Source organism: Geomonas ferrireducens (assembly GCF_004917065.1).
Taxonomy (GTDB): Bacteria; Desulfobacterota; Desulfuromonadia; order Geobacterales; family Geobacteraceae; genus Geomonas; species Geomonas ferrireducens.
In genome coordinates this window covers 38140-59988 of the sequence record NZ_SSYA01000002.1, presented here as the reverse complement: position 1 = coordinate 59988, position 21849 = coordinate 38140, and the positions used below count along the sequence as shown (strand labels likewise).

Genomic DNA, 21849 nt, shown 5'->3' with positions numbered 1-21849 from the left:
CTTAATGGAAAGGGATATGACCCCCATCAATGGTGTTACCTACTATCGCCCCCCCTCAGGGAGCGAGGTGAGCGGCCTGGACGGCAAGGTGGTGTTTTCGCTTGGCCCCGAACCGATCCCGCTTCTGGACGAGGACTACCGCGCCCTCGCGGGGCAGGTGCCCGGGTACGACGCGGTGGGACGCGGCGTCTACCATGCGCTGCGCCAGGATCCCGGGTGCCGCTACTGCGAGCGCTACGCCGAGATGCTGAAGGGGTACCCCCATTACGTCTCCGAGCTCGCGAGCTACATCCTGATGCTCGGCGAGAAGGATGTCGAGGTTCCCTACCTGGAGCGCAGGGTGAAGCTTTTGCGCATCTTCTCGCTCCTCGAGCCGGAAAACGCCCACTTCCCGCTGGAGATCGGCGTCACCCTGCTCGATCAGGCGTGCCGTTTCTCGGCCCTGCACCTTTCCACTGCGGCCCTTTTCAGGGCGGAACAGTACCTGGACCGTGCCCGCGAGCTGGCAGGTGATCAGCCGCGCTGCCTGACCACCCTGGCGGAGGTCTCCTTCCTGCTGGGGAAATACGACAAGGCGGCCTCCTTGTGGCGCGCGCTGCTCCCGGAGGTCGAGGAGCAGGCGAAGGCCGAGCTGAAGGCACGCCTGGAGCGGATCGACAGGGGAGAGGTGCCGCGTGTGCCTGCCGTCGATTACCTCGAGGCGATCGCGGGCGCCATGGCGCTCAGGGAAGAGGGGGGGTACCAGGAGGCGACGGCGATCCTGAACGACGTGATGGCGGACGCCTGGTTCGCGCTGGAGTTCCCCATGGCGGAGATCCCCTACCTCCTGGCACTTTGCTGCAAGGACTTGGGGGCCGCAGCGGACGCGCGCTTCTACCTGCGTCAGGCGCTCAGGATCAACCCGGAATTCTCCGAGGCGCAGACCGCCCTGGAACAGCTGGAACCATAGAGACAGCCAAGGAGGCATTATGTTCGGATTCAGCGCGGCAGACTGGATATTCATCGCCGGCGTCATGGGGGTGATCTTCTTCTTCGTCGCCGTGAGCGGGATGCGTAAGCGGTAAAAATACAGCTCTAAGGGAGGTGCTCATGCAGGTTCCTGACATCAAAGAGATCTTGACCAAGTACCGCACCATCGCCGTCGTCGGGCTTTCCCCCGATAGCGGCAAGCCAAGTCACGAGGTGGCCGCCTACCTCAAACGGGCCGGCTATCGCATCATCCCGGTGAACCCCGCGGTCCCCGAGGTGTTCGGTGAGAAGAGCTATGCGAGCGTCACCGATATCCCGGAAGCGGTGGAGATCGTCGACGTCTTCCGCCGTTCCGAGTTCGTCCCCGAGATCGTCGAGCAGGCGATTGCCAAGGGGGCGAAGGTGCTCTGGCTGCAGGAAGGGGTGGTTCATGAGGAGGCCGCCAAGCGCGCCCGCGAGGCGGGGCTCCTCGTGGTGATGGACCGCTGCATGCTGAAGGAACACGTAAAGACGATGAAACGCTGAAAATCGCGGCGGGCGGGGGGCGTCGCCTCCTGCCCGCGGCCATGCACGTCGCTCAACGACCTGCCCGTCCGCTTCGTATTTCCTGACGTCACTGCCCCCGCCTTCACCGAGCCGGAACAGGGGCTCGGACCTTGTGTAAACGTTAAGTGTGTTCAAATATTCCCCCTTGCCAGCACAGTCACATCTCTGGTAGTATGTGCGCGCTTCTTCGCGACGGCAGATGACAGAATTTACTGGCAAAGCCGGTGTTCTGTGCGGCGCCTCAATCACGCAGAATCGCTCTCAAAAGGATACGGATGTTCGAGAAGCTAAAACACGGCCTGCCCGGCTCCTTCTTTCACCCTGAAAACGGCAATCGCCCCGTCGATCTGCAGGACACCAGGGGCGTCGGGATCAGGATCGACCAACTGAACAAGTCGTTCGGCCCGAATCACGTGCTAAAGGACGTGAACCTGGAAATCCGCGCCGGCGAAACCTTCTGCATCATAGGACCTTCCGGTACCGGAAAGAGCGTCCTTTTAAAGCACATCGTCAAGCTGGAGACCCCGGACAGCGGCGAGATCTACATCGACGACCTGCCCCTGTTCGGCCCGAAGCCCGACTCGGCCGCCAGAGACTACCGCTATAGCATGGTGTTCCAGTCCTCGGCCCTCTTCAACTCCCTCACCGTAGGGGAGAACGTGGGGCTGTGGCTCAGGGAGAAGCGTGTCTGCAAGGAACAGCAGATCCGCGAGATCATCAAGCAGAAACTGGAGATGGTGGGGCTCGTCGGCAAGGAGGAGCTGCGCACCTCGGAGCTTTCCGGCGGGATGAAAAAACGCGTGGCGATCGCCCGGTCCCTCGCCATGAACCCGGACCTGATCCTCTACGACGAGCCGACCGCCGAGCTAGACCCGGTCACCACGGACGAGCTCGCCAACACGATCCTGAAGCTCAAGGAAAGCACCAAGAACACCACGGTGATCGTGACGCACGACCTGAACTTCGCGCTCTACATCTCGGACCGGATCGCCATGATGCACGGCGGCTCCGTGGTCGAGATCGGCACGCCGCGCGAGATCAAGAATAGCGAAAACCCGATCGTCCGCGGTTTCATCTACACGACAACGAAGGGGATAAGGGGGGAATAGATGAACGTTCATCCGTTGCGCCGCATGAAAGTCGCGATCCTCTTGGCGCTCGTTCCCCTTCTTTCCGTTTCCTGTGTCGAACTAAAGCAAAGCAAGCCCATCCTCCCCACCCGCGAATACGAGAAGATGATTGTCGGGCGCCTGGACGCCGAGTACGTCGGTACCAGTAACTGCGTCTCCAAGTGTCACGCCCACGACAAGATCAGCGACGACTTCAGCCACAGCCTCCACGGAGAACAGATCAAGCCGGAAACCGGGCTCCCCCTGGTGAACTGCGAGTCCTGCCACGGACCGGGAAGCCTCGCCATCGCGCACCTAAGCGACGACCGCGAGGAGAACACCCGGGAAAAGAGGAAGTGCGACACCTCGAAGTTCCTCGACATCAACCATCTTCCGGCCCAGGCCCAGTCCCTCATCTGCCTCAAATGCCACGCCGCCGCCTCGATCCCCGTGCTGAGCCACTGGAAGGCGAGCGCGCACGCGCTGCACGACGTGAGCTGTTTCGACTGCCACAAGCTGCACCAGGGACCCCAGCAGAAGGTGAGCCCGCAGCAGATGTCCGAGATGTGCTTCACCTGTCATCCCGAGGTCCAGGCAGAGAACTCGCTCTTCTCGCACCACCCCATCCGCGAGAAGAAGATGTTCTGCGTCGACTGTCACGAGGTGCACGGCTCCACGCAGGACCGCCTGCTCAAGGGGAACACCCCGAAGGAGACCTGCACCAGGTGCCACATGGAGAAGCAGGGGCCCTTCGCCTTCGAGCATGGTGACGTGACCGAGAACTGCATGAACTGCCACACCCCGCACGGCTCGGTGAACAACAACCTCCTAAATGCCGCGATGCCGTTTCTCTGCCTGCAGTGCCACTCCGGGCATCTCGCTACGGATACCCCGGGCGGTGGGCTCAAAAAGCTTTACACGAACCGTTGCACCGACTGCCATTCGCAGATACACGGCAGCGACATCCCATCCCAGGCCGTGACGGGCCGGGGCACCCTGCGGCAGTAAGCGCGAAAGGAGCCGATGGTGAAAACACCGCTTGATCTCGCATCAACCGTACTATCACCGCTGCTTTTGCTGCTCGTGGCGGCGGGGGGCGTCTCCGCGGCGGAACTGGACGCGTTGCCGTCGGGCGACCTCGAGAAGGCAGCCGTATCGGCGAAAGGGACGGAGTCTGCGAAGTCGGTGACTGCGCCCGACGCCGTCGGGCCGGCGCAGACCCCTGCGGCGGAGGAGCCGGGGGGGGATGTGACGGGAAGTACGCCGGAGGGGGCAGGCGTCTCGGCAGCCGAGCCGGCGGACGAAGCGGTTTCCCAGGCGGCCGACGAACCGGCGTACGTGCCGGAGGACGAGCGCCAGGTGGAAGTGCTGGAAAGAAAGGGGGGCTCGCTCGGCTACAACTTCGTCTTCGGCGAGGACAACCGCGGGCGCGCCCTCGAGTACGGCTTCCTTAAGTCCAGCAGAAGCGGGGGGCTCTTCTACCGTCATATGGAGAAGGACACCAACCTCGAGCTGGAAGGCTTCTATCTGAACGAGAACGATTACCACGGCGATCTGCTGATGGATTACCGGGGTGACTACCGGCTGCACCTGAGGACGGAGTCGCTCTACCACAACCTGGACCGCGAGATCCTCTTCTCTCCCAACTTCCAGGGGCCGAGGACCGACGCCCCCGGGTCCGCCACCTACAGCGCCGAGCAGCAGGACCCGCAGGCGCGCTACGGGGTGAGCGTGGTTCAGGACCGGGCCGACTTCCGTTATCGTCTGCACAATTTCCCGCTGCACCTGAACCTGGGCTACTGGCGCTACACGAAGGAAGGGACCATCCAGCAGCGCTTCGCCGACGCTTCCTTCGAGGGGGAGGCCAACACGGTCTACGCCCGCCCGCGCAGCATCGACCAGCAGATCCAGGAGGGGCGCCTCGGTCTCGACGCCCATTTAGGCCCGGTCGACCTCGTCTACGACTTCAAGATCCGGTACTTCGAGGACCGCCTCCCTACGCCGGTCGCCACCTACACCGCGCGTAACGACATACACGGCAACCTCGAGCGGCTGGGTGGGGAGCAGCAGCACAACGAGAATCCCGACAGCCGTTTCTTCTCACACACCCTCAAGCTGCATACCTCCCTGTCCGGCGGTCTGGTCGGCTCCGCTTCCTACAGCGTGGACCAGCGTGAGAACCTCTCCGATTTGTCCGACGTGACCGGCGCGCGCCACATGAAGGTTTACCTGCAAAACGCAGCGGGGGACATCACCTATACGCCGAGCCGGGAGTACACCTTCGCCTTGAAATACCGTCGCCAGGAGCTCGACAACGGCAACCGCGGCGCGCTTTTGAGCGTGAACTTCGCCGATCCGCTCCAGCAAGTCAAAGCTCCCCTTGAGACCACCCGCAACCTCGTCACCGGCACCGTCTGGTACCGGCCGCGGCACGACCTCTCCTTCGTCGGGGAATACCGCGGCGACTTCGTGAACCGTGACAACGTGAGCGATCTCCCTTCGCCTGCCACCTGGGCCCTGCCGGACCACTCCGCGACCCATACCGGCTCGCTCGCCGTCTACTACCGCCCCTTCAAGGGGCTGCGCAGCAGCGCCCAATACAGCTACGCCTCCACCGACAACCCGGCGTACGGCGCGTCGTTCAAAGAGCGCCAGGAGGGGAAGCTCCTTTTGACCTACACCGGCGGCCGTTGGGGAGTCTCCACCCACGCCCTCATCCGCCACGACCGCAACGACGAGGTGGTCCACTTCGTGCTGAATACCCTGGATCCGCTGGACTACAGCGCAATGCCGCTTACCTCGCGCCACGGCAACAGCGAGAACGCGAACGTGGGCGCATGGTGGATGCCGCTGCCGAAACTGACCGTGGGGCTCAACTACTCCTACCTGCACAGCGAGGTGGAGCAGCCGGTGTTCTTCACCACCGTCGTCGTCGGAAGCGAGGCAGACAGCCAGTTTTCCAGCAGTTCTCACGTCTACACGGTGAACGTTTCCTATGCCCTGGGCGAGCAGTGCGACCTGTCGCTCATGGCCCAGCAGACACGCTCGAGGGCCTCCTTCTCGCCTGCCGACTTCAGTTCCGCTGCGTACCCGGGGAGCAGTACCGCCGGGATCAGCGATATATCGGCGCAGGAGACGGTGATCAGCGCGCTTTCGGCCCGTGGGGAGTACCGCTTCTCGCGCGTACTGTCGACGACCCTCGAGTACACGCTCAGGGATTACGACGAGAAGAACGGCCAGAACATCAACTACCAGACGTACAACGGGATGGTGCATGCCATCGTGGCCGGCCTGGCGGCCAAGTGGTGACCGAGGGGTAGCGTATCAAAACTGTCATCCGATCCATACTCCTGCTTTTGCTGTTCTGCTCGGTTCTCCCCGCGTCTGACTCCCGCGCGGCCGGAAAACTGGTGGCGGCGCTCTTGACGTGCGACCTGCCGCGCTACCGTGAGGCCCACCGGGCCTTCATGAAGGCGCTGGTGCAGAAGGGGTACGACCAGAGCAACGTGGAGATCATCACGCAGACACCCAACCCGGATCTCATCTCCTGGTCCAACAGTATCCGCAAGTTCAACGCCATTGGAGCCGACGTCATCGTCGCCTATGGCACCTCGGCCACCCTGACCGCGCTGCGCGAGGCGCAGGACATCCCGATCGTCTACGCCGACGTGTACGGCCCGGTGGAAACCGGCGTAGCCAAAAGCATGGCTTCCAGCGGCCGGAACATCGCCGGGGTGAGCTCCAAGGTCCCGCTCGTCACTTTGATTAAGACCGCCATGGAGGTGAAGCCGATCAGGACCCTCGGGGTCGTCTGCGCAAGCCGTGAGGAGGGGGCGATGGCCCAGTTGAAGGAGGCCCGCAAAATCGCCGCCCAGACCGGCGTGGTGCTGGTCGAAACCAACGTAGCTTCACCGGCCGGGCTCGACGCCGCGCTCGCCACACTTTTGGCCACGCGGGTCGACTGCATCTATGTAACGGAATGCACGGCGGGGGGGCGCTTCTTCGAGAAGATCGTGCATCGCGCCAACGAGCTGAAGATCCCGGTGATATCGCAGATGCCGGGGGCGGCCCACAAAGGGGCCCTCATCTCCCTGGAGGCGGATCCCGCGGAACAGGGGCAGGCCGCGGCCGACTACGTGGCGCGCATCCTGAGCGGGAAGAAGGCATCGCATCTCCCCGTCGTCACGCCTAAACGGGTCGATCTCATCGTGAACCTGAAGGCCGCCCGACTGCTCGACCTGAACGTTCCCTTCCCGGTGCTCACTGCCGCGACCCGGGTGCTTAAATAGATACATAGAGGTATTGATGGGAAAGATTGTAATCGTGGATGACGACGCGGCATTCGTGGGGGCGCTCAAGGACAAGATCCATGCGCTATACCCGCTGCTCGAAGTGATAACGTGTACCGACCCCTTGCAGGCCCTCGCCGTGCTCAAGAAAGAGCAGGTGGATCTTTTGCTCGTTGACCTGGAGATGCCGACCCTGGACGGATCAAAGATCTTCAAGTACGCCGTCTCCATCGGCATGGACAAGAACAGGATCGTCATCCTGTCCGGGCGCGACTCGGACTACCTGCACGAGCAGTTCCCCATGGGGACCTGTCTCGCGGTCCTGAACAAGTACGAGGCGAAGCAGAAGGCGGTGCTCGACATGATCTTCAGCTCGATGCACAGAAAGGCCGCGGCCAATTAGAAGAACCTTCAGGAGCTACACAGCATGGCAAAACAGATGAGACTTACTTGTTACGGAAGGACCAAGAGCAAACCCGAGTGGGAAGCCCCGCTTTCGGGAGTGACCTTCGACATATTTTTCGCGGAACTGGCCCAGGAACTAGAGCGCTTCGGCATCGCACTGGAGCTTGGGGACGACCCCGGGCAGGTGATCGAGGTGAACGGCTACGGCGACCTGTTGAACTCGGTGCGCATCGCCTCGCCTTCCGACGGCATCAGCAACGTCTGCGTGGGGCACGTGATCGGCCAAAGCCCGCGCCTTGACCTGCATGAGGATATAAAGCGCGCCGTGAACCGCATCGCCTTCGCGCCGGAGACCGTGCCTCCCGATGACGAAAACCGCAAGGTCTGCCACAACTGCGGCTGCGGCTGCTAAAGAGGGAAAATCTCGGCGCGTGCCGTGGCACCATCGACCGTGACGATGGCGTAGCTGCCGGGGAGTCCCTCCTTCAGGGCCCCCGGGTTGACCAGGAGCATCCCTTGCGCCGACTCCACCGCCGCCTGATGCGTGTGGCCGTAGAGCACCACCGAGGCGCCTACCTTCGTCCCTTGGTCGATCAGCTGCTTCAGACCGCTCTTCACCTGCTGCCGGTATCCGTGCGTCACCAGGATGCGACACGCCCCGAATTCCAGGGTGAGCTCGGCTGGGACGCGCCGGTCCATGTCGCAGTTGCCCGCCACCCGGTGCACCGGCACCGCAAGCACCTCCTCCATCAGGCGTGCGTCCTCGCACCCGTCCCCAAGATGAACGATATGATCCACCGGACCCGCCTGCTGGTGCGCCTTGAAGGCGTGGGCGTAGTTGCCGTGACTGTCTGAAATCACCAGTACTCTCATAATTCCTCTTACATCTATCGCTTCAGAGACATCGGCGCCGGCCGAGCCGCACGACAATAAGTTTTTGCGCCGCATCGCGCTTGGTGTACAGTTGTTGGCGTTGATCGGGCCATGCCTTTGCTCTTCCTTGTTCAGATATAGGCATTGTCCCGGCAAATGACAAGCAAAATAAGCTGTAAACAGTTGACTTGATAAGGGTGATCGAGTATTGCCGATACTAACGGAGGCGTCATGAAGAAGTGGCTGTTATGGATCCTCGCCCTGGTTCTTGGATTGTCTTTGCTTTTCGCTGCCTGTGTCGCGGTGGTCAGCGCCCTCATAGGCGATGACGACACCTTGGCCGGCGGCGACGGGGTCGGCGTCGTGGAACTCAAGGGTGCCATCATCGACGGGCAGGAGGTGATACGGCAGCTGCGCAGCATGAAAAAGGACGAGCACGTGAAGGCGGTCGTCTTCCGCGTCGATTCTCCGGGCGGCGTGGTCGGCCCCTCGCAGGAGATCTACGCGGCGGTGAAGGATCTCACCAAAACGAAGAAGGTGGTGGTCTCCATGGGGAGTGTCGCAGCCTCCGGTGGGTACTACGTCTCCGCTCCGGCCACCCTCATCTATGCTAATCCCGGCACCATTACCGGTAGCATCGGCGTCCTGATGAAGTTCTCCAACATCGAGGGGCTCATGGACAAGGTCGGCATGAAGGCCTACACCATCAAGACCGGCAAGTTCAAGGACACCGGTTCGCCGGCCCGCGCCATGACCGACGAGGAGAGGGCCATGCTCCAGGGGGTGATCGACTCGACCCACAGCCAGTTCGTGAAGGCGGTGGCACAGGGGAGAAAGCTCCCCGAGGAGACGGTGCGCACCATCGCCGACGGCAGGATCTTTTCGGGAGAACAGGCGCTCGCCCTGAAGCTTGTGGACCGCATCGGTTCCATGCAGGACGCCGTCGACGAGGCGGCACGCCTGGGCGGCATCAAAGGGGAGCCGCGGCTGATCCGGACCCCGAAGAAGAAGGGCAAGCTGGTGGATATGCTGGTTGAAGGAGCCGCAGGCAGGCTCGGTGTCCTCACAGGCGCAGACAGCGGCGTCAGTGTGGACTACAGGATGGGGTGGTGACTAGATTTACCTTGACAAAAAAACCGCCATCTCTATACTGAGAAACTTTGAAATTGAGGGAGAGCTTCCTTTGAAGATAGATATAGAGAAGGTGAAAAAGAAGCAGCTCGACCTCTCGGAGGTGGAGCCGGCTTCGCACTATCCGGTGCTGGTGGCAATGGAAGCGGCCGGCGAGTGCACCTTTACCGCCCCGGTCAGCACAGAGGTCACCGCAGTCTGGGAATACGACCACGTGCGGGCGACCGGGCGGGTTGAGAGTGCCGCCCACCTCACCTGTTCCCGCTGCCTCGCCGAATACGACTTGCCGCTCACCTCGGACTTCACCATCTTCTACACCAAGGGTGAAGAGGATAGTACCGAGGAGGAAGTCGAGCTCACCGACGAGGAGCTGATCTCCGCCACTTACAGCGGCGACGAGATCGACATGGACCCCGAGATCGCCGAACAGGTGATGCTCGAGGTGCCGTACAAGCCACTATGCAGCGAATCGTGCAAAGGGCTCTGCCCCGAGTGCGGTGCTGACCTGAACGCCGGAGAGTGCGGCTGCGATCGCGGCGGGATAAACCTGAAGATGGCCGCCCTGAAGAAGATCAAGATAGAAAAGTAAAAAGGAGAACATCATGGCTGTACCTAAGAAGAAAACCTCCAAGTCGCGCAAGAACATGAGGCGTGCACACGACTTCCTGACCGCTCCCACCGTCTCGACCTGCCCCCAGTGCAAGGCTCCGAAGCTGCCGCATTGCGTCTGCCCGTCCTGCGGTACTTACAAGGGACGCCAGGTGCTGAAGGCTGAAGAGCTCTAGGATTTCGATTTCACAGCCGTGACTGTTCGAAATCCGCTCCCTAGGGGAAATATGAGAGTTGCTGTCGATGTAATGGGGGGCGACAACGCCCCTCATGTTGAAGTTGAAGGTGCAATAGCTGCTGCCAGAGAGTTCGGCATCCCGGTCACTCTGGTCGGTGATGTCGAAAAGGTGCAGGCCGAACTGGCCCGCCATGACTGCAAAGGGCTCGATATCGAAGTGTGGCATGCCTCGGAAGTTGTGGGCATGCACGACTCCGCTTCCGACGCGGTACGCAAGAAGAAGGATTCCTCCATCCGCGTCGCCTTCGAGCTCGTAAAAGGTGGCGAGGCGGTGGCCGTCGTCAGCGCCGGCAACTCCGGTGCCACCATGGCGGCCGGCATGTTCGTGCTGAAGCGGATGAAGGGGATCGATCGCGCCGCGATCGCCCAGCTCTTCCCCACCGTAACCGGTAAAACCCTCGTTCTCGACGTCGGCGGCAACGTCGACTGCAAGCCGATCCATCTGGTTCAGTTCGCCGTCATGGGCGAGGTGTACGCCAGATTCGTCATGGGTGTCGACAAACCCCGCGTCGGTCTTCTCTCCAACGGTGAGGAGGACAGCAAGGGGAACGAGCTCACCCGCGAAACCAGCGCACTTCTGCGCGAAAAGCCCATCAACTACATAGGTTACGTGGAAGGCCGGGACATCTTCAACGGCTCCGTCGACGTCGTCGTCTGCGACGGTTTCGTCGGCAACGTGGCTTTGAAGCTTTCCGAGGGGTTGGCCGAGGCCGTGGGTAAGATGCTTAGGGCCGAGATCAAGGCGAGCCTTTTGTCCCAGATCGGCTACTTCCTGAGCCGCAAGGCCTTCAAGAACTTCAAGAAAACCGTAGACTACGCCGAGTATGGCGGGGCGCCTCTGCTTGGGATCAACGGCGTGGGGATGATCTGCCACGGCGGTTCGAATACCAAAGCGATCAAGAACGCGATCCGCTTTGCCCATGAATACGCGCTCAAAGGGGTCAACAGCCGCATGGCGGAAAAGCTCAACGAGAGCTTCCCCGGTGAGCCGCGCGAGCGAGCCGGCGCCCAGAACCCGGACGCCGCAACAGAAAGGGTAGCTTCATGATTAGACCGAGAATCACCGGAACCGGCTCTGCCGTTCCGGAGAAAGTGCTGACCAACTTCGATCTTGAAAAAATGATGGACACCAGCGACGAGTGGATCGTCACTAGGACCGGTATCCGGGAACGCCGCATCGCCGCGGAGGGGGAGTACACCTCGACCTTCGCCATCGCTGCCGCGGAGAAGGCGCTTGCCGCCGCCGGGGTTAAGGCCGAGGAGATCGACCTCATCGTCGTGGGTACCCTGACCCCCGACTTCCCGTTCCCCGCCACCGCCTGCATCATCCAGCAGGCCATCAAGGCCACCAACGCATTCTGCTTCGACCTCTCCGCCGCCTGCTCCGGTTTCATCTACGCCCTTTCCACCGCCGACAAGTTCATCCGCTCCGGACAGGTGAAAAAGGCGCTCGTGATCGGCGCCGAGGTGCTTTCCCGCATCGTCGACTGGTCCGACCGCAACACCTGCCTGCTCTTCGGCGACGGTGCCGGTGCGGTAGTGCTCGAGGCCCAGGAGGGTGACCACGGTGTCCTCTCCACGCACATGCACTCCGACGGCAACTACTGGGAGATCCTGTACCAGAAGGGCCCGGGAAGCCGCAAACCGGCCACGCATCAGAGCGTGGACGACAAGCTGGTCTACCTGACCATGCAGGGGAACGAGGTGTTCAAGCTTGCGGTACGCGCCATGGGCGAGGTTGCCCAAGAGGCCCTGGAGGCCAACGGTCTAACCCCCGACGACGTAACGCTCTTCATCCCGCACCAGGCAAACCAGAGGATCGTCGACTCCGTCGGCAAGCGTCTGGGCATCACCCGCGAGCGCGTCTTTGTAAACCTGGACCGCTACGGCAACACATCCGCGGCGTCCATTCCCATCGCATTGGACGAGGCGGCGCGTGCCGGCCGGCTCAAAGAAGGGGACTTGCTGCTGCTTGACGCCTTCGGCGGCGGTCTCACCTGGGGCTCCGCGCTCATCAGGTGGTAGGGCCGAGGCCCTTGGCCGAGTCCACCGTAGCTTTAGCGAAGGTGGATCCACTAAAAAGAAAAGAGGTCATCTATGCAATCCTATGCATTCATCTTCCCGGGGCAGGGCTCCCAGCACGCCGGGATGGGGAAGGACCTGGCCGATAACTTCAAGACCGCCCGGGTCGCCTTCGAGGAGGCCGACGACGCACTCGGCTTCTCCCTCTCCAAGCTCTGCTTCGAAGGGCCCGAGGAGGAGCTTAAGCTCACCGCCAACACCCAGCCGGCCATCCTGGCGGCGAGCGTTGCGGCGCTCAGGGTGCTGAGGGAGGAATCCTCGCTTGTGCCTTCCTTCCTCGCCGGTCACTCGCTGGGCGAGTACTCCGCACTGGTTGCTTCCGGCGCGCTCGACTTCGCCGATGCGCTTAGGACCGTGCGTGCCCGCGGCAGCTACATGCAGGACGCGGTGCCCATCGGCGTTGGCGCCATGGCCGCCATCCTCGGTGCCGAGGCGGAGGTCCTCAAGGAGATCTGCGCCGAGGCTGCCCAGGGCGAGGTCGTTTCCCCTGCCAACTTCAACTCTCCCGGCCAGATCGTGGTCGCAGGGCACACCGGCGCCGTTAACCGCGCCATCGACATCGCGAAGGCGAGGGGGTTCAGGAAGGCCATGCTCCTTCCGGTATCCGCCCCCTTCCACTGCTCCCTGATGAAGCCCGCTGCGGACCGTCTGGCCCGGACCCTCGAGGCCGTCGCCGTCGGCGCCATGACCGCCCCGGTGGTGAGCAACGTCGAGGCGAAGCCCAATGCCGACGCGGCACGCGTGAAGCAGCTCCTCGTCGAGCAGGTCTGCGCGCCTGTCCTTTGGGAACAGATCATCCAGAACATCGTCGCCGCCGGCGTCACCAACTTCGTCGAGATCGGCCCGGGCAAAGTGCTCGCAGGTCTCGTGAAGAGGATCGACAAGGAAACCTCCTGCACCAACGTACAGGACGCAGCCGGGGTAAAAGCGCTGACGGAGGTGGCACAATGAGTCTTAACGGACAGGTAGCAGTGGTAACCGGCGCCTCCCGCGGCATCGGTCGCGCCATCGCCATGAAACTCGCCGCAGACGGGGCCGCCGTGGTCGTCACCGCGACCAGCGAAGCGGGTGCCACCAAGACCGCCGATGAGATCGTCGCCGCAGGCGGCAAGGCGCTCGCCGTCAAGGTGGACGTTTCCGTGGTCGCCGAGGTCGAGGGTCTCTTCAAACAGGCCGTCGAGGCCTTCGGCAAGGTCGACATCCTGGTCAACAACGCCGGCATCACCAAGGACGGGCTGCTCCTTCGCATGAAGGAAGAGGACTGGGATGCGGTTCTCGACGTGAACCTGAAAGGTTGCTTCAACTGCACCCGCGAGGCCGCGAAGCTCATGTCCAAGGCGCGCTACGGCAGGATCGTCAACGTCTCCTCCGTGGTCGGCGAGATGGGTAACCCCGGCCAGGCCAACTACTGCGCCTCCAAGGCGGGCATGATCGGCCTCACCAAGTCGGTGGCGAAAGAGCTCGCCAGGAGAAACGTCACCGTGAACGCGGTCACCCCCGGTTTCATCGAGACCGACATGACCGCGGAACTCTCCGAGAAGACCAGGGAGGCGCTCCAGGAGCAGATCCCGATGGGAAGGCTTGGCAGTTCCGATGACATAGCGGGGGCCGTACTGTTCCTCGTTTCCGACGCGGCGGCATACGTCACCGGACACGTACTTTCGGTGAACGGCGGCATGTACATGTGATGTCGCAAACGGCGTTCTTTTTTACTTTCAGCGCCAAAAATACCTTTTGCAAATTCTGCTTTTCATGCTATGAAATAGCAGTCTTTCGGCAAAGCAAAACTAAAAACGTCTGACGTTACAATCAAATGGAGGTAATTGAATGGCTTCGATCGAGAAACGTATTAAAGAGATAGTCGCTGAGCAGCTTGGTGTTGACGAGGCTCAGGTGACCAACGAGTCCTCCTTCATGGACGACCTGGGCGCCGACTCCCTGGATACCGTAGAACTGGTGATGGCACTTGAGGAAGAGTTCGAAATCGAGATCTCCGACGAGGATGCCGAGAAGATCCAGTCGGTACAGGACGCAATCGACTACATCACTGATCACACCTAGTAGAGAGGGGGGAGTTATGCTTCCCCTTTTTCATGTCGCCTTCGGGCGTGCGTGAGTCAAAAGCAACCAAGGAGAGTTCAGAGTATGAGAAGAGTTGTTGTCACGGGGGTAGGCGTGGTTTCCCCGCTGGGGACCGGTAACGGAAAGAACTGGGATGCCCTAGTGGCCGGTACGTCCGGCATTGCTCCCATCACCCGTTTTGATGCCTCCGACCTGCCGGTGAGGATCGCTGGCGAGGTCAAGGACTTCGTCGCCGAGGATTTCATCGACAAGAAAGAGATCAAGAAGATGGATCTCTTCATCCAGTACGCCCTCGCTGCGGCCCACTTCGCCATGGAAGACTCCGGTCTGCAGATCACCGAGGAGAATGCCGAGCGAGTCGGTGTCCTTGTGGGCGCAGGCCTTGGCGGTCTTCCCGCCATCGAGCGTTACCACAGCGCGCTGCTGGAAGGCGGGTACAAGAAGGTTTCTCCCTTCTTCATCCCGATGCTGATCATCAACCTGGCTCCGGGGCACATCTCCATCAAGTACGGGGCAAAAGGCCCGAACGTTTCCTCCGTTTCCGCCTGTGCGACCGGCACCCATTCCATCGGCGACGCCTACCACATGATCCAGCGCGGCGATGCCGACGCCATGATCGCGGGCGGCACCGAATCGACCGTTACCCCTCTGGGGATCGGCGGGTTCTCCGTGATGAAAGCGCTCTCCACCAACAACGAGAACCCGGCCGGTGCGTCGCGTCCGTTCGACAAGGGGAGGGACGGCTTCGTCCTGTCCGAGGGCTCCGGCATCGTGGTGCTCGAGGAGTACGAGGCGGCCAAGGCGCGCGGCGCGAAGATCTACGGCGAAATCGTGGGCTACGGCCTTTCCGGCGATGCCTATCACCTGACTTCTCCCGCCCCGGGCGGTGAGGGTGCGGCGCGCTGCATGAAGATGGCGCTGCGTACCGCCGGGCTCAACCCGGAGCAGGTCGACTACATCAACGCCCACGGCACCTCGACTCCCTACGGCGACCTCGGCGAGACCACGGCGATCCACACCGTCTTCGGTGACCATGCCACGAAACTGATGGTCTCCTCCACCAAGTCGATGACCGGCCACCTGCTCGGTGCGGCCGGCGGCGTCGAGGCGGTCTTCTCGCTCATGGCGATGAAGAACTCCATCGTCCCCCCGACCATCAACTACAACGAGCCCGACCCCGAGTGCGATCTCGATTACGTGCCGAACACCGCACGCGAGGCGTCCATCGAGTACGCGATGAGCAACTCCTTCGGCTTCGGCGGCACCAACGCCTCGCTTCTTTTCAAGAGGGTCTAACGGATGATAGTTCTTGGAAGCGATCACGGCGGCCTCGATCTGAAGAACGAGATAAAGAAACTCCTCGAAGAGCGCGGGCTTCCCTGCGAAGACCTCGGGACCCACAACGGCGACTCCGTCGACTACCCCGATTTCGGGGAGGCCGTGGCGCGCCGCGTCTCCGAGGGGAGCGCCGAGAAGGGGATCCTCGTCTGCGGTACCGGCATCGGGATGTCCATCGTCGCCAACAAGTTCCCCGGCATCCGTGCGGCACTTGCCACCGACGTCTTCATGGCCACCATGGCCAAGGAGCACAACAACGCCAACATCCTGGTACTGGGTGGCCGTGTCCTGGAAGTCGAAAAGGCGCGCGAGATGGTGGCGGCTTGGCTCGACACCGAGTACGCCGCAGGCAGGCACCAGAAGCGTCTGGACAAGATCACCGCCCTGGAGCGCGAACTGAAGGGATAAGCGTCGGGCTCCGACAAAGGTTTTTCGGTAGGGCGACACTGGAAAGACAAACGATTCTGAAGCAAAGAACGGGACTCCCAGAGTCCCGTTTTCCTATTTCACCAGCATTTTTTAGGAGAGATCAGACATGTCAGTACTGGAAACATTCGACCCGGCAGTGGCGGAAGTCATCAGGCACGAGACGGAGCGCCAGGAGTACAACCTCGAACTGATCGCCTCGGAGAACTTCGTCTCCCAGGCGGTGCTCGAGGCGCAGGGCTCGGTCCTCACCAACAAGTACGCGGAAGGGTATCCCGGCAAGCGTTACTACGGCGGCTGCCACGAAGTGGACAAGGTCGAGAACCTCGCCATCGAGCGCGCCAAGGAGCTCTTCGGCGCGGACCACGTCAACGTCCAGCCGCACTCCGGTTCCCAGGCCAACATGGCGGTCTACTTCTCCGTGCTGAAGCCGGGGGACACCGTACTCGGCATGAACCTGGCCCACGGCGGGCACCTGACCCACGGCTCCCCGGTTAACTTCTCCGGCAAGCTCTTCAACATCGTCCCCTACGGCGTCTCCCAGGAGACCCAGACCATCGACTATGAAGAGTGCGAGCGTCTCGCCATCGAGCACAAGCCGAAGATGATCGTGGTCGGTGCATCCGCCTACCCGCGCATCATCGACTTCGAGGCCTTCCGTCGCATCGCCGACAAGGTGGGCGCCGTGGTCATGGTCGACATGGCCCACATCGCGGGTCTCGTTGCCGCCGGCATCCACCCGAGCCCGGTTCCCTACGCCGAGTTCGTGACCACCACCACCCATAAGACGCTGCGCGGACCGCGCGGCGGCATGATCATGTGCCGCGAGGACTGGGCGAAGACCCTGAACTCCAACATCTTCCCCGGCATCCAGGGCGGCCCGCTCATGCACGTGATCGCTGCCAAGGCGGTCGCCTTCAAAGAGGCGCTCACCCCCGAGTTCAAGCAGTACCAGCAGCAGATCGTGAAGAACGCCCAGGCGCTCGCCGCAGGGCTTATGAGCCGCGGCTTCAAGCTCACCTCCGGCGGCACCGACAACCACCTCATGCTGGTCGACCTCTCCCAGACCGAGCTGACCGGCAAGGTTGCCGAGGAGGCGCTCGACCGCGCCGGCATCACCGTGAACAAGAACGGCATCCCCTTCGACACCCGCTCGCCGTTCATCACCTCCGGCATCCGCATCGGCACCCCGGCGGCCACCAGCCACGGCCTGAAAGAAGCCGAGATGGAGCAGGTGGCAGGGTTCATCGCCGAAGTGCTTGGCAACGTTGGTGACGAGGCGAAGCTTGCCGCGGTGAAGACCCAGGTGAACGCGCTGATGAAGCGCTTCCCGATGTACGCCGACCGTCTCGCCTAGAACGCGTTCGGTTTCATATTGGAAAAGGGAAGGGGGGCGACGCAAGTCGCCCCCCTTTTTTTAGGTTCTTTGGAGGCTCCCGGGGGAGGCAGGTACAGGCCTACAGTACGCCGTAGGTGCACCGACGCTCTCCCCTTTGCGAAGGGGGGACGGGGGGGATTTTCTTTTTACGCTGGTTCCATCGGTTGAATGGATCCACGAATTTTTTATGGAATCCCCCAGGCATTATCCGGTAAAGTGTCACGCGGCCGGTCGGTGCCGGGAACTTCATCTTTCAGGCGGAGCAGCCCATGTACTTCTTCCATTACGACGAGCCCCTCTTTCGCCCACCCTCCGAGGCGCGGAGCCTCATTTTCCAGATCACCATCGGCTGTTCCCAGAACCGCTGCAAGTTCTGCGGCATGTACAAGATGAAGCACTTCCGGGTGCGTCCGCTCGACGAGATCGTGGCGGAGATCCGCTCGATACCGCCGCGCTACCGTGACGCGGTCCGGCGCGTATTCCTCGCCGACGGCGACGCCCTCATCTACCCGCAGGAGGGACTTGCGCGGATCCTGGACGAGCTGAGCGAGGTCTTCCCGTCCCTCACCCGGGTCGGCGCCTACGCCTCACCAAACAGCCTGAACGGCAAGAGCAAGGAAGACCTGCAGGTGCTGCGCGCGAAGAAGCTCCGCATCCTCTACTTCGGCCTGGAAAGCGGCGATGCCGAGACGCTGCGCCTCGTCGACAAGGGTTTCACTCCGGAAGAGATGCTGGAGCAGTGCAAAAAGGCCATGGCCGCCGGGATGAAACTGTCGGTGACCGCGATCCTTGGGCTTGCCGGGAAGAAGCGAAGTGCCGAACACGCGGCGGCGACGGCACAATGGATCACCGCGCTTTCGCCCGAGTACTTCTCTCTTCTCACCATGTTCCAGCGACACAACGATGACTTCCTAAGGCTGATCGAGCCTCTGAGCCATGGCGAGATCCTGCTCGAGACCCGGTCTCTTCTCGAGCGGCTGGAGCCGCAGGGTACCATCCTGCGCTCGAACCACGTCTCCAATTTTCTTGAGCTTGCCGGGAGCTACCCTAAAGACCGGCAGCGCCTCATCGACACCGTCGACGCCGCCCTTGCAAAAGCAAAAAGGGACCCCCGCTGGTGTGCGGAGATCCCTTCGTATCAGGAGGAGTACTACTAGAGATTATCTATCTGGCAGGGACGCCGCAGAGTTTCAGCTCGCTCTCCAGCTTCTCCTGGGAGATGCCGAGCACCCTGCATGCCTTGTCGCGGTCGCTCTGGTAACGCTCCATCACCATGAGCAAAAGGGCCTTCTTCAGCGAGATGGAGAGCTTGTCCATCACCCCTTGTCCCTGGTTTGCCGTCAGGGTCGAGACGAGCGGCTCAAGGTTCTTCTGGAACAGCGCTGCGCTTTCATTCATGCCCTGTACGCGCTTCGATTCCGTCCGCTTGAGGCGCACCACGTTGCCCACACACTGATCCATGTTGTCCTGCACGAAGCGCAGCGTGTCCCAGTGGCTGTCCACGGTCATGAGGCGAATATCGTCCTCGGTCCCTTCCGGAGCACCCTTCTTCCTCAAACGAACTTCCATGATGGTATATGCGTAGGAGCCGGACCTCTCGCTCGTGCTGCGATCTCTGTATGCCATGATGTCCCCCCTTGTTGCCGTTTTTCTCCTTACGTTTCAACTGGCGTACCAAATTCGCACGTTGCTCTGCCTGCGTCGTAAGTGACTGTTATCGCATGGTTTTATAATGGTCGCGCGGGAGCCTACGGCAATAACGAAACCGGGCTGTCTGTACTAAAGCTGCACAAGGTTTCACTGTTGAAGGGGGCAAGTATTGAAATTTCAATCGCTTATGCGGATGTCGAACTGTGAACAGCTTGAACTTGCTGAGCAGATGCCGTTGTGCAGGGGAGGGGGGATGTTATAACATTTGTTGAATTTAATTGTTCCCGTGGCGCAGCGTGCTGTTCCCAAGGGGGTGTCACCTGGAGAAACCGCTTCTGGTGCCTCTTAGCTCATTGGTCGCCGGGCTCGTGCTGGCTGACCTTCTCGACATCGCCATCCCGTCCTGGCCTGCCGCGGCCCTGCTCGCCGCAACCTTAGCCGCCTGCTTCGTCAGATCCCGTTTGCCTTTCACCCTATCCATTGCCGCCTTCTTCATGGTCTGGGGAGTACTGTCTATGAAGCCCTTCCTGCGTCCGGCCGACGCGCTCAGCGCCTTCGTCCGGGACAGGCCGGTTATGGTTGAGGGATGCGTAGATGCGCGCGTCGAGGGAGCGGCTTTGGGGGGAAGCAGGATCTACCTGATCGTTGATAAGATCGAGGAAGACGACCGCGAGTACGCCGCGAGGGGACGGCTGCTGGTTTACGTGAAATCGGGACGACCTAAATTCTTTACCGGAGACCGGGTCCGCCTTTCCACCCGCCTCAGGAAGCCGCGCAGCCTCGGGATCCCCGGCGAGATCGACTACGCGCGGCGGCTCGCCTACCTTGGCGTCTTCGAAACCGGTTTCCTCCCGGAGGCCGACGACATGGTGCTCCTGCGCGCGGGCACCGGGTGGCGGCACGGCATCGACCTCCTTGCCGACAGGTTGGGTGACTTCATCATGTCCGCGGAACCGGGAGCCGAGGGGGGCGTCCTGAAGGCGCTGCTGTTGGGCGACCGGGGGGATCTGTCGGAGCCGTTGCAGGAATCGTTTTCCCGCAGCGGCGTGAACCACATCCTTTCCATATCCGGCTTCCACGTCGGGGTCCTGTTCCTGACCCTGTTCAACGGACTCTACTTCCTGGCACGTCGTTCCGAGTGGCTCGCCCTGCACGTGAGGTTGCGCCAGGCCGTCCTGTTCACGTCGCTCCCCGTGGTGCTCTTTTACCTCTTTCTCTCCGGTGCAGCCCCCGCCACGCAGCGCAGCGTGGTGATGATCTTCGCCGCGGTTGTCGCACTGTACCTGAAGCGCGAACTGGACCCGGTGAACACCATCATGCTCGCGGCCTGTGCCATCCTTTTCACCGCTCCCGAGACCCTCTTCGACGTCTCCTTCCAGCTCTCCTTTCTAGCCATCTGGGGCTTGGCCGTCCTGGCTCCGCCACTCTCCGGAATGGTCGCCGCGAAGGGGAGGGCGCTGCGTTGGACGCTGCTTCTTTTTGCCGCGTCCGCGGCTGCCATTCTCGCGACTTTCGTTCACGTGGCGTACTACTTCCGGCGCGTTTCCGTCATTGGTCTTGTAGCGAACCTCCTCGTGGTGCCGCTCATGGGGTACTGTGCAGTAGTCTTCGGTCTGTTGGGCCTTGCCGCGAGCGGTGTGGGGGATGCACCAGCCCGTCTGTTGCTGCATCTTGCCGCGCTGCTCGTGCGCTGGGCGGACCAGATCGTTGTATATCTTTCCCGGGCACCGGTCCTTGAGGGATACGCCCCCGGACGGCTCGACCTGCTCCTCGCGTGCCTCACGCTTTTCGTGATCACCTTTGTCTCCTCCCTTCCGCAGCGTGTGGCCGCTGCAGGCGTATTGCTATTTGCACTGATCCTGCGCGCAGTGCCGGCGACGAGCGCCCCGGAGAGCGCCATGCGCATCTACTTTCTGAGCGTAGGGCAAGGGGACGCCGCCCTGGTGCATCTTCCCGAAGGGAAGTGGATGCTCGTTGACGGCGGCGGCAACGCGACGGACACCGAGGCGCGTGTCGGCCCCCGGATACTCGTGCCGGCGCTGAGGGCACTTTCGGTGCGGCGCATCGACTACCTGGTGCTCCCCCACGAGCATCCGGACCACCTGCAGGGCGTCGTGCACTTGGCCGCATACTTCGAGGTCGGTCAATTCCTTGCGAGTCCGCTGCTCTTCAGGTCACCGGATACACAGCAATTGAAATGGATCCTGACCGCACGCGGCGTGCCGGTCAGGCTCCTCGACCCGGAAAGAGCACCGCTTCGGCTCGGCGGCGCCTTATTGCAGCCCCTTTGGCCCCTCGCCGATACCGAAGAGAGTTACACCGACGCGAACGAAACCTCCCTCGTCTTTCGCCTTTCTTATGGCCGAAGTTCCGTCCTTTTCACCGGTGACATCGGAGTCGACGCGGAGCGCGGACTCCTCGAGCGCCAGGCGGTCGAGCCCTGTTCCCTGCTTAAGGTGGCGCACCACGGCAGCAGATATTCTTCGACCGATTCCTTTCTTGCCGCAGTGCGACCCGCTGCAGCGGTCATCTCCGCCGGATACCGGAACACCTTCAGGCTCCCGGCAACGGCGACCCTTCTGAGATTGCAGCGACAGGGTATCCGCATCTACCGTACCGATCAGGACGGCACGATAATCGCGGCATGCGAGGCGGACGGCGCACTTACAATTACGACCCCTTTGGGGCATTTTAATTGACACTCTAGAGCCCTATCTGCTAGTT

At 61.9% G+C, this 21849-nt stretch carries 23 protein-coding genes; 21 read left to right on the top strand and 2 right to left on the bottom strand.

Annotated elements, in window-relative coordinates:
• Nucleotides 1-4 precede the first annotated feature (4 nt).
• The 8 genes from E8L22_RS09130 to E8L22_RS09095 all read left to right on the top strand — a co-directional run bounded on the left by E8L22_RS09130 (nt 5) and on the right by E8L22_RS09095 (nt 7730).
• Nucleotides 5-949 (top strand): hypothetical protein, encoded by a 945-nt coding sequence (locus E8L22_RS09130; protein ID WP_136524900.1) that lies wholly within the window; start codon nt 5-7, stop codon nt 947-949.
• 140 nt (nt 950-1089) lie between these two features.
• Nucleotides 1090-1494, top strand: a complete 405-nt coding sequence (locus tag E8L22_RS09125) for a CoA-binding protein (protein WP_136524899.1) — start codon at nt 1090-1092, stop codon at nt 1492-1494.
• A gap of 296 nt (nt 1495-1790) precedes the next feature.
• Complete coding sequence (locus E8L22_RS09120) at nt 1791-2624, top strand: ABC transporter ATP-binding protein (protein ID WP_135870805.1); 834 nt, start codon at nt 1791-1793, stop codon at nt 2622-2624.
• Nucleotides 2625-3632: a DmsE family decaheme c-type cytochrome gene (locus E8L22_RS09115; protein ID WP_136524898.1), complete on the top strand. Its 1008-nt coding sequence runs from the start codon at nt 2625-2627 to the stop codon at nt 3630-3632. It begins immediately after the preceding gene.
• Between the two features lie 15 nt (nt 3633-3647).
• On the top strand, nt 3648-5933 hold the full coding sequence (locus E8L22_RS09110) for a hypothetical protein (protein ID WP_136524897.1): 2286 nt from the start codon (nt 3648-3650) through the stop codon (nt 5931-5933).
• A 101-nt stretch (nt 5934-6034) separates the two neighbouring features.
• The gene (locus tag E8L22_RS09105) at nt 6035-6913 is read left to right on the top strand and encodes an ABC transporter substrate-binding protein (RefSeq protein ID WP_246044600.1); all 879 of its coding nucleotides are present in this window, start codon (nt 6035-6037) and stop codon (nt 6911-6913) included.
• Between the two features lie 16 nt (nt 6914-6929).
• Nucleotides 6930-7316 carry a response regulator transcription factor gene (locus E8L22_RS09100; protein WP_136514515.1) on the top strand — a complete coding sequence of 129 codons (387 nt, stop codon included), beginning with the start codon at nt 6930-6932 and terminating at the stop codon, nt 7314-7316.
• 24 nt (nt 7317-7340) lie between these two features.
• A complete protein-coding gene (locus tag E8L22_RS09095; protein ID WP_136524895.1) occupies nt 7341-7730 on the top strand; it encodes a hypothetical protein in 390 nt (129 codons plus the stop codon).
• Here the strand turns inward: E8L22_RS09095 and E8L22_RS09090 are convergent.
• Complete coding sequence (locus E8L22_RS09090) at nt 7727-8191, bottom strand: metallophosphoesterase family protein (RefSeq protein ID WP_136514513.1); 465 nt, start codon at nt 8189-8191, stop codon at nt 7727-7729. The genes E8L22_RS09095 and E8L22_RS09090 overlap by 4 nt on opposite strands.
• Nucleotides 8192-8422: 231 nt before the next feature.
• On the opposite strand from E8L22_RS09090, the gene sppA reads away from it, so the two are divergent.
• From sppA to E8L22_RS09030, 12 genes are all read left to right on the top strand, one after another.
• A complete protein-coding gene (gene sppA, locus E8L22_RS09085) occupies nt 8423-9304 on the top strand; it encodes a signal peptide peptidase SppA (protein WP_136524894.1) in 882 nt (293 codons plus the stop codon).
• A 70-nt stretch (nt 9305-9374) separates the two neighbouring features.
• A complete protein-coding gene (locus tag E8L22_RS09080; RefSeq protein WP_136524893.1) occupies nt 9375-9911 on the top strand; it encodes a YceD family protein in 537 nt (178 codons plus the stop codon).
• Nucleotides 9912-9924: 13 nt separating this feature from the next.
• Entirely contained in the window at nt 9925-10107 is a 183-nt protein-coding gene (rpmF, locus tag E8L22_RS09075; protein WP_015721360.1) for a 50S ribosomal protein L32, read from the top strand.
• A gap of 51 nt (nt 10108-10158) precedes the next feature.
• The gene (plsX, locus tag E8L22_RS09070; protein ID WP_136524892.1) at nt 10159-11217 is read left to right on the top strand and encodes a phosphate acyltransferase PlsX; all 1059 of its coding nucleotides are present in this window, start codon (nt 10159-10161) and stop codon (nt 11215-11217) included.
• Nucleotides 11214-12194, top strand: a complete 981-nt coding sequence (locus tag E8L22_RS09065) for a beta-ketoacyl-ACP synthase III (RefSeq protein ID WP_136524891.1) — start codon at nt 11214-11216, stop codon at nt 12192-12194. Before plsX ends, E8L22_RS09065 begins: the two co-directional genes overlap by 4 nt.
• 72 nt (nt 12195-12266) lie before the next feature.
• Nucleotides 12267-13202 carry an ACP S-malonyltransferase gene (fabD, locus tag E8L22_RS09060; RefSeq protein WP_136524890.1) on the top strand — a complete coding sequence of 312 codons (936 nt, stop codon included), beginning with the start codon at nt 12267-12269 and terminating at the stop codon, nt 13200-13202.
• Nucleotides 13199-13939 carry a 3-oxoacyl-[acyl-carrier-protein] reductase gene (gene fabG, locus E8L22_RS09055; protein WP_136524889.1) on the top strand — a complete coding sequence of 247 codons (741 nt, stop codon included), beginning with the start codon at nt 13199-13201 and terminating at the stop codon, nt 13937-13939. Before fabD ends, fabG begins: the two co-directional genes overlap by 4 nt.
• Before the next feature lie 139 nt (nt 13940-14078).
• A complete protein-coding gene (gene acpP / locus E8L22_RS09050; RefSeq protein ID WP_012531540.1) occupies nt 14079-14312 on the top strand; it encodes an acyl carrier protein in 234 nt (77 codons plus the stop codon).
• Between the two features lie 84 nt (nt 14313-14396).
• Nucleotides 14397-15629, top strand: coding sequence for a beta-ketoacyl-ACP synthase II (gene fabF / locus E8L22_RS09045; RefSeq protein WP_136524888.1), 1233 nt, complete (start codon nt 14397-14399; stop codon nt 15627-15629).
• Nucleotides 15630-15632: 3 nt separating this feature from the next.
• Entirely contained in the window at nt 15633-16079 is a 447-nt protein-coding gene (gene rpiB / locus E8L22_RS09040; protein WP_136524887.1) for a ribose 5-phosphate isomerase B, read from the top strand.
• Between the two features lie 127 nt (nt 16080-16206).
• A complete protein-coding gene (glyA, locus tag E8L22_RS09035) occupies nt 16207-17454 on the top strand; it encodes a serine hydroxymethyltransferase (RefSeq protein ID WP_136524886.1) in 1248 nt (415 codons plus the stop codon).
• Between the two features lie 290 nt (nt 17455-17744).
• Nucleotides 17745-18632, top strand: coding sequence for a radical SAM protein (locus E8L22_RS09030; RefSeq protein WP_136524885.1), 888 nt, complete (start codon nt 17745-17747; stop codon nt 18630-18632).
• A gap of 7 nt (nt 18633-18639) precedes the next feature.
• Here the strand turns inward: E8L22_RS09030 and E8L22_RS09025 are convergent, their stop codons facing one another.
• A complete protein-coding gene (locus tag E8L22_RS09025; RefSeq protein WP_136524884.1) occupies nt 18640-19101 on the bottom strand; it encodes a hypothetical protein in 462 nt (153 codons plus the stop codon).
• A gap of 362 nt (nt 19102-19463) precedes the next feature.
• Here E8L22_RS09025 and E8L22_RS09020 point away from each other — a divergent pair, with 362 nt between their 5' ends.
• Nucleotides 19464-21824 (top strand): DNA internalization-related competence protein ComEC/Rec2, encoded by a 2361-nt coding sequence (locus E8L22_RS09020; protein WP_136524883.1) that lies wholly within the window; start codon nt 19464-19466, stop codon nt 21822-21824.
• Nucleotides 21825-21849: the final 25 nt, after the last annotated feature.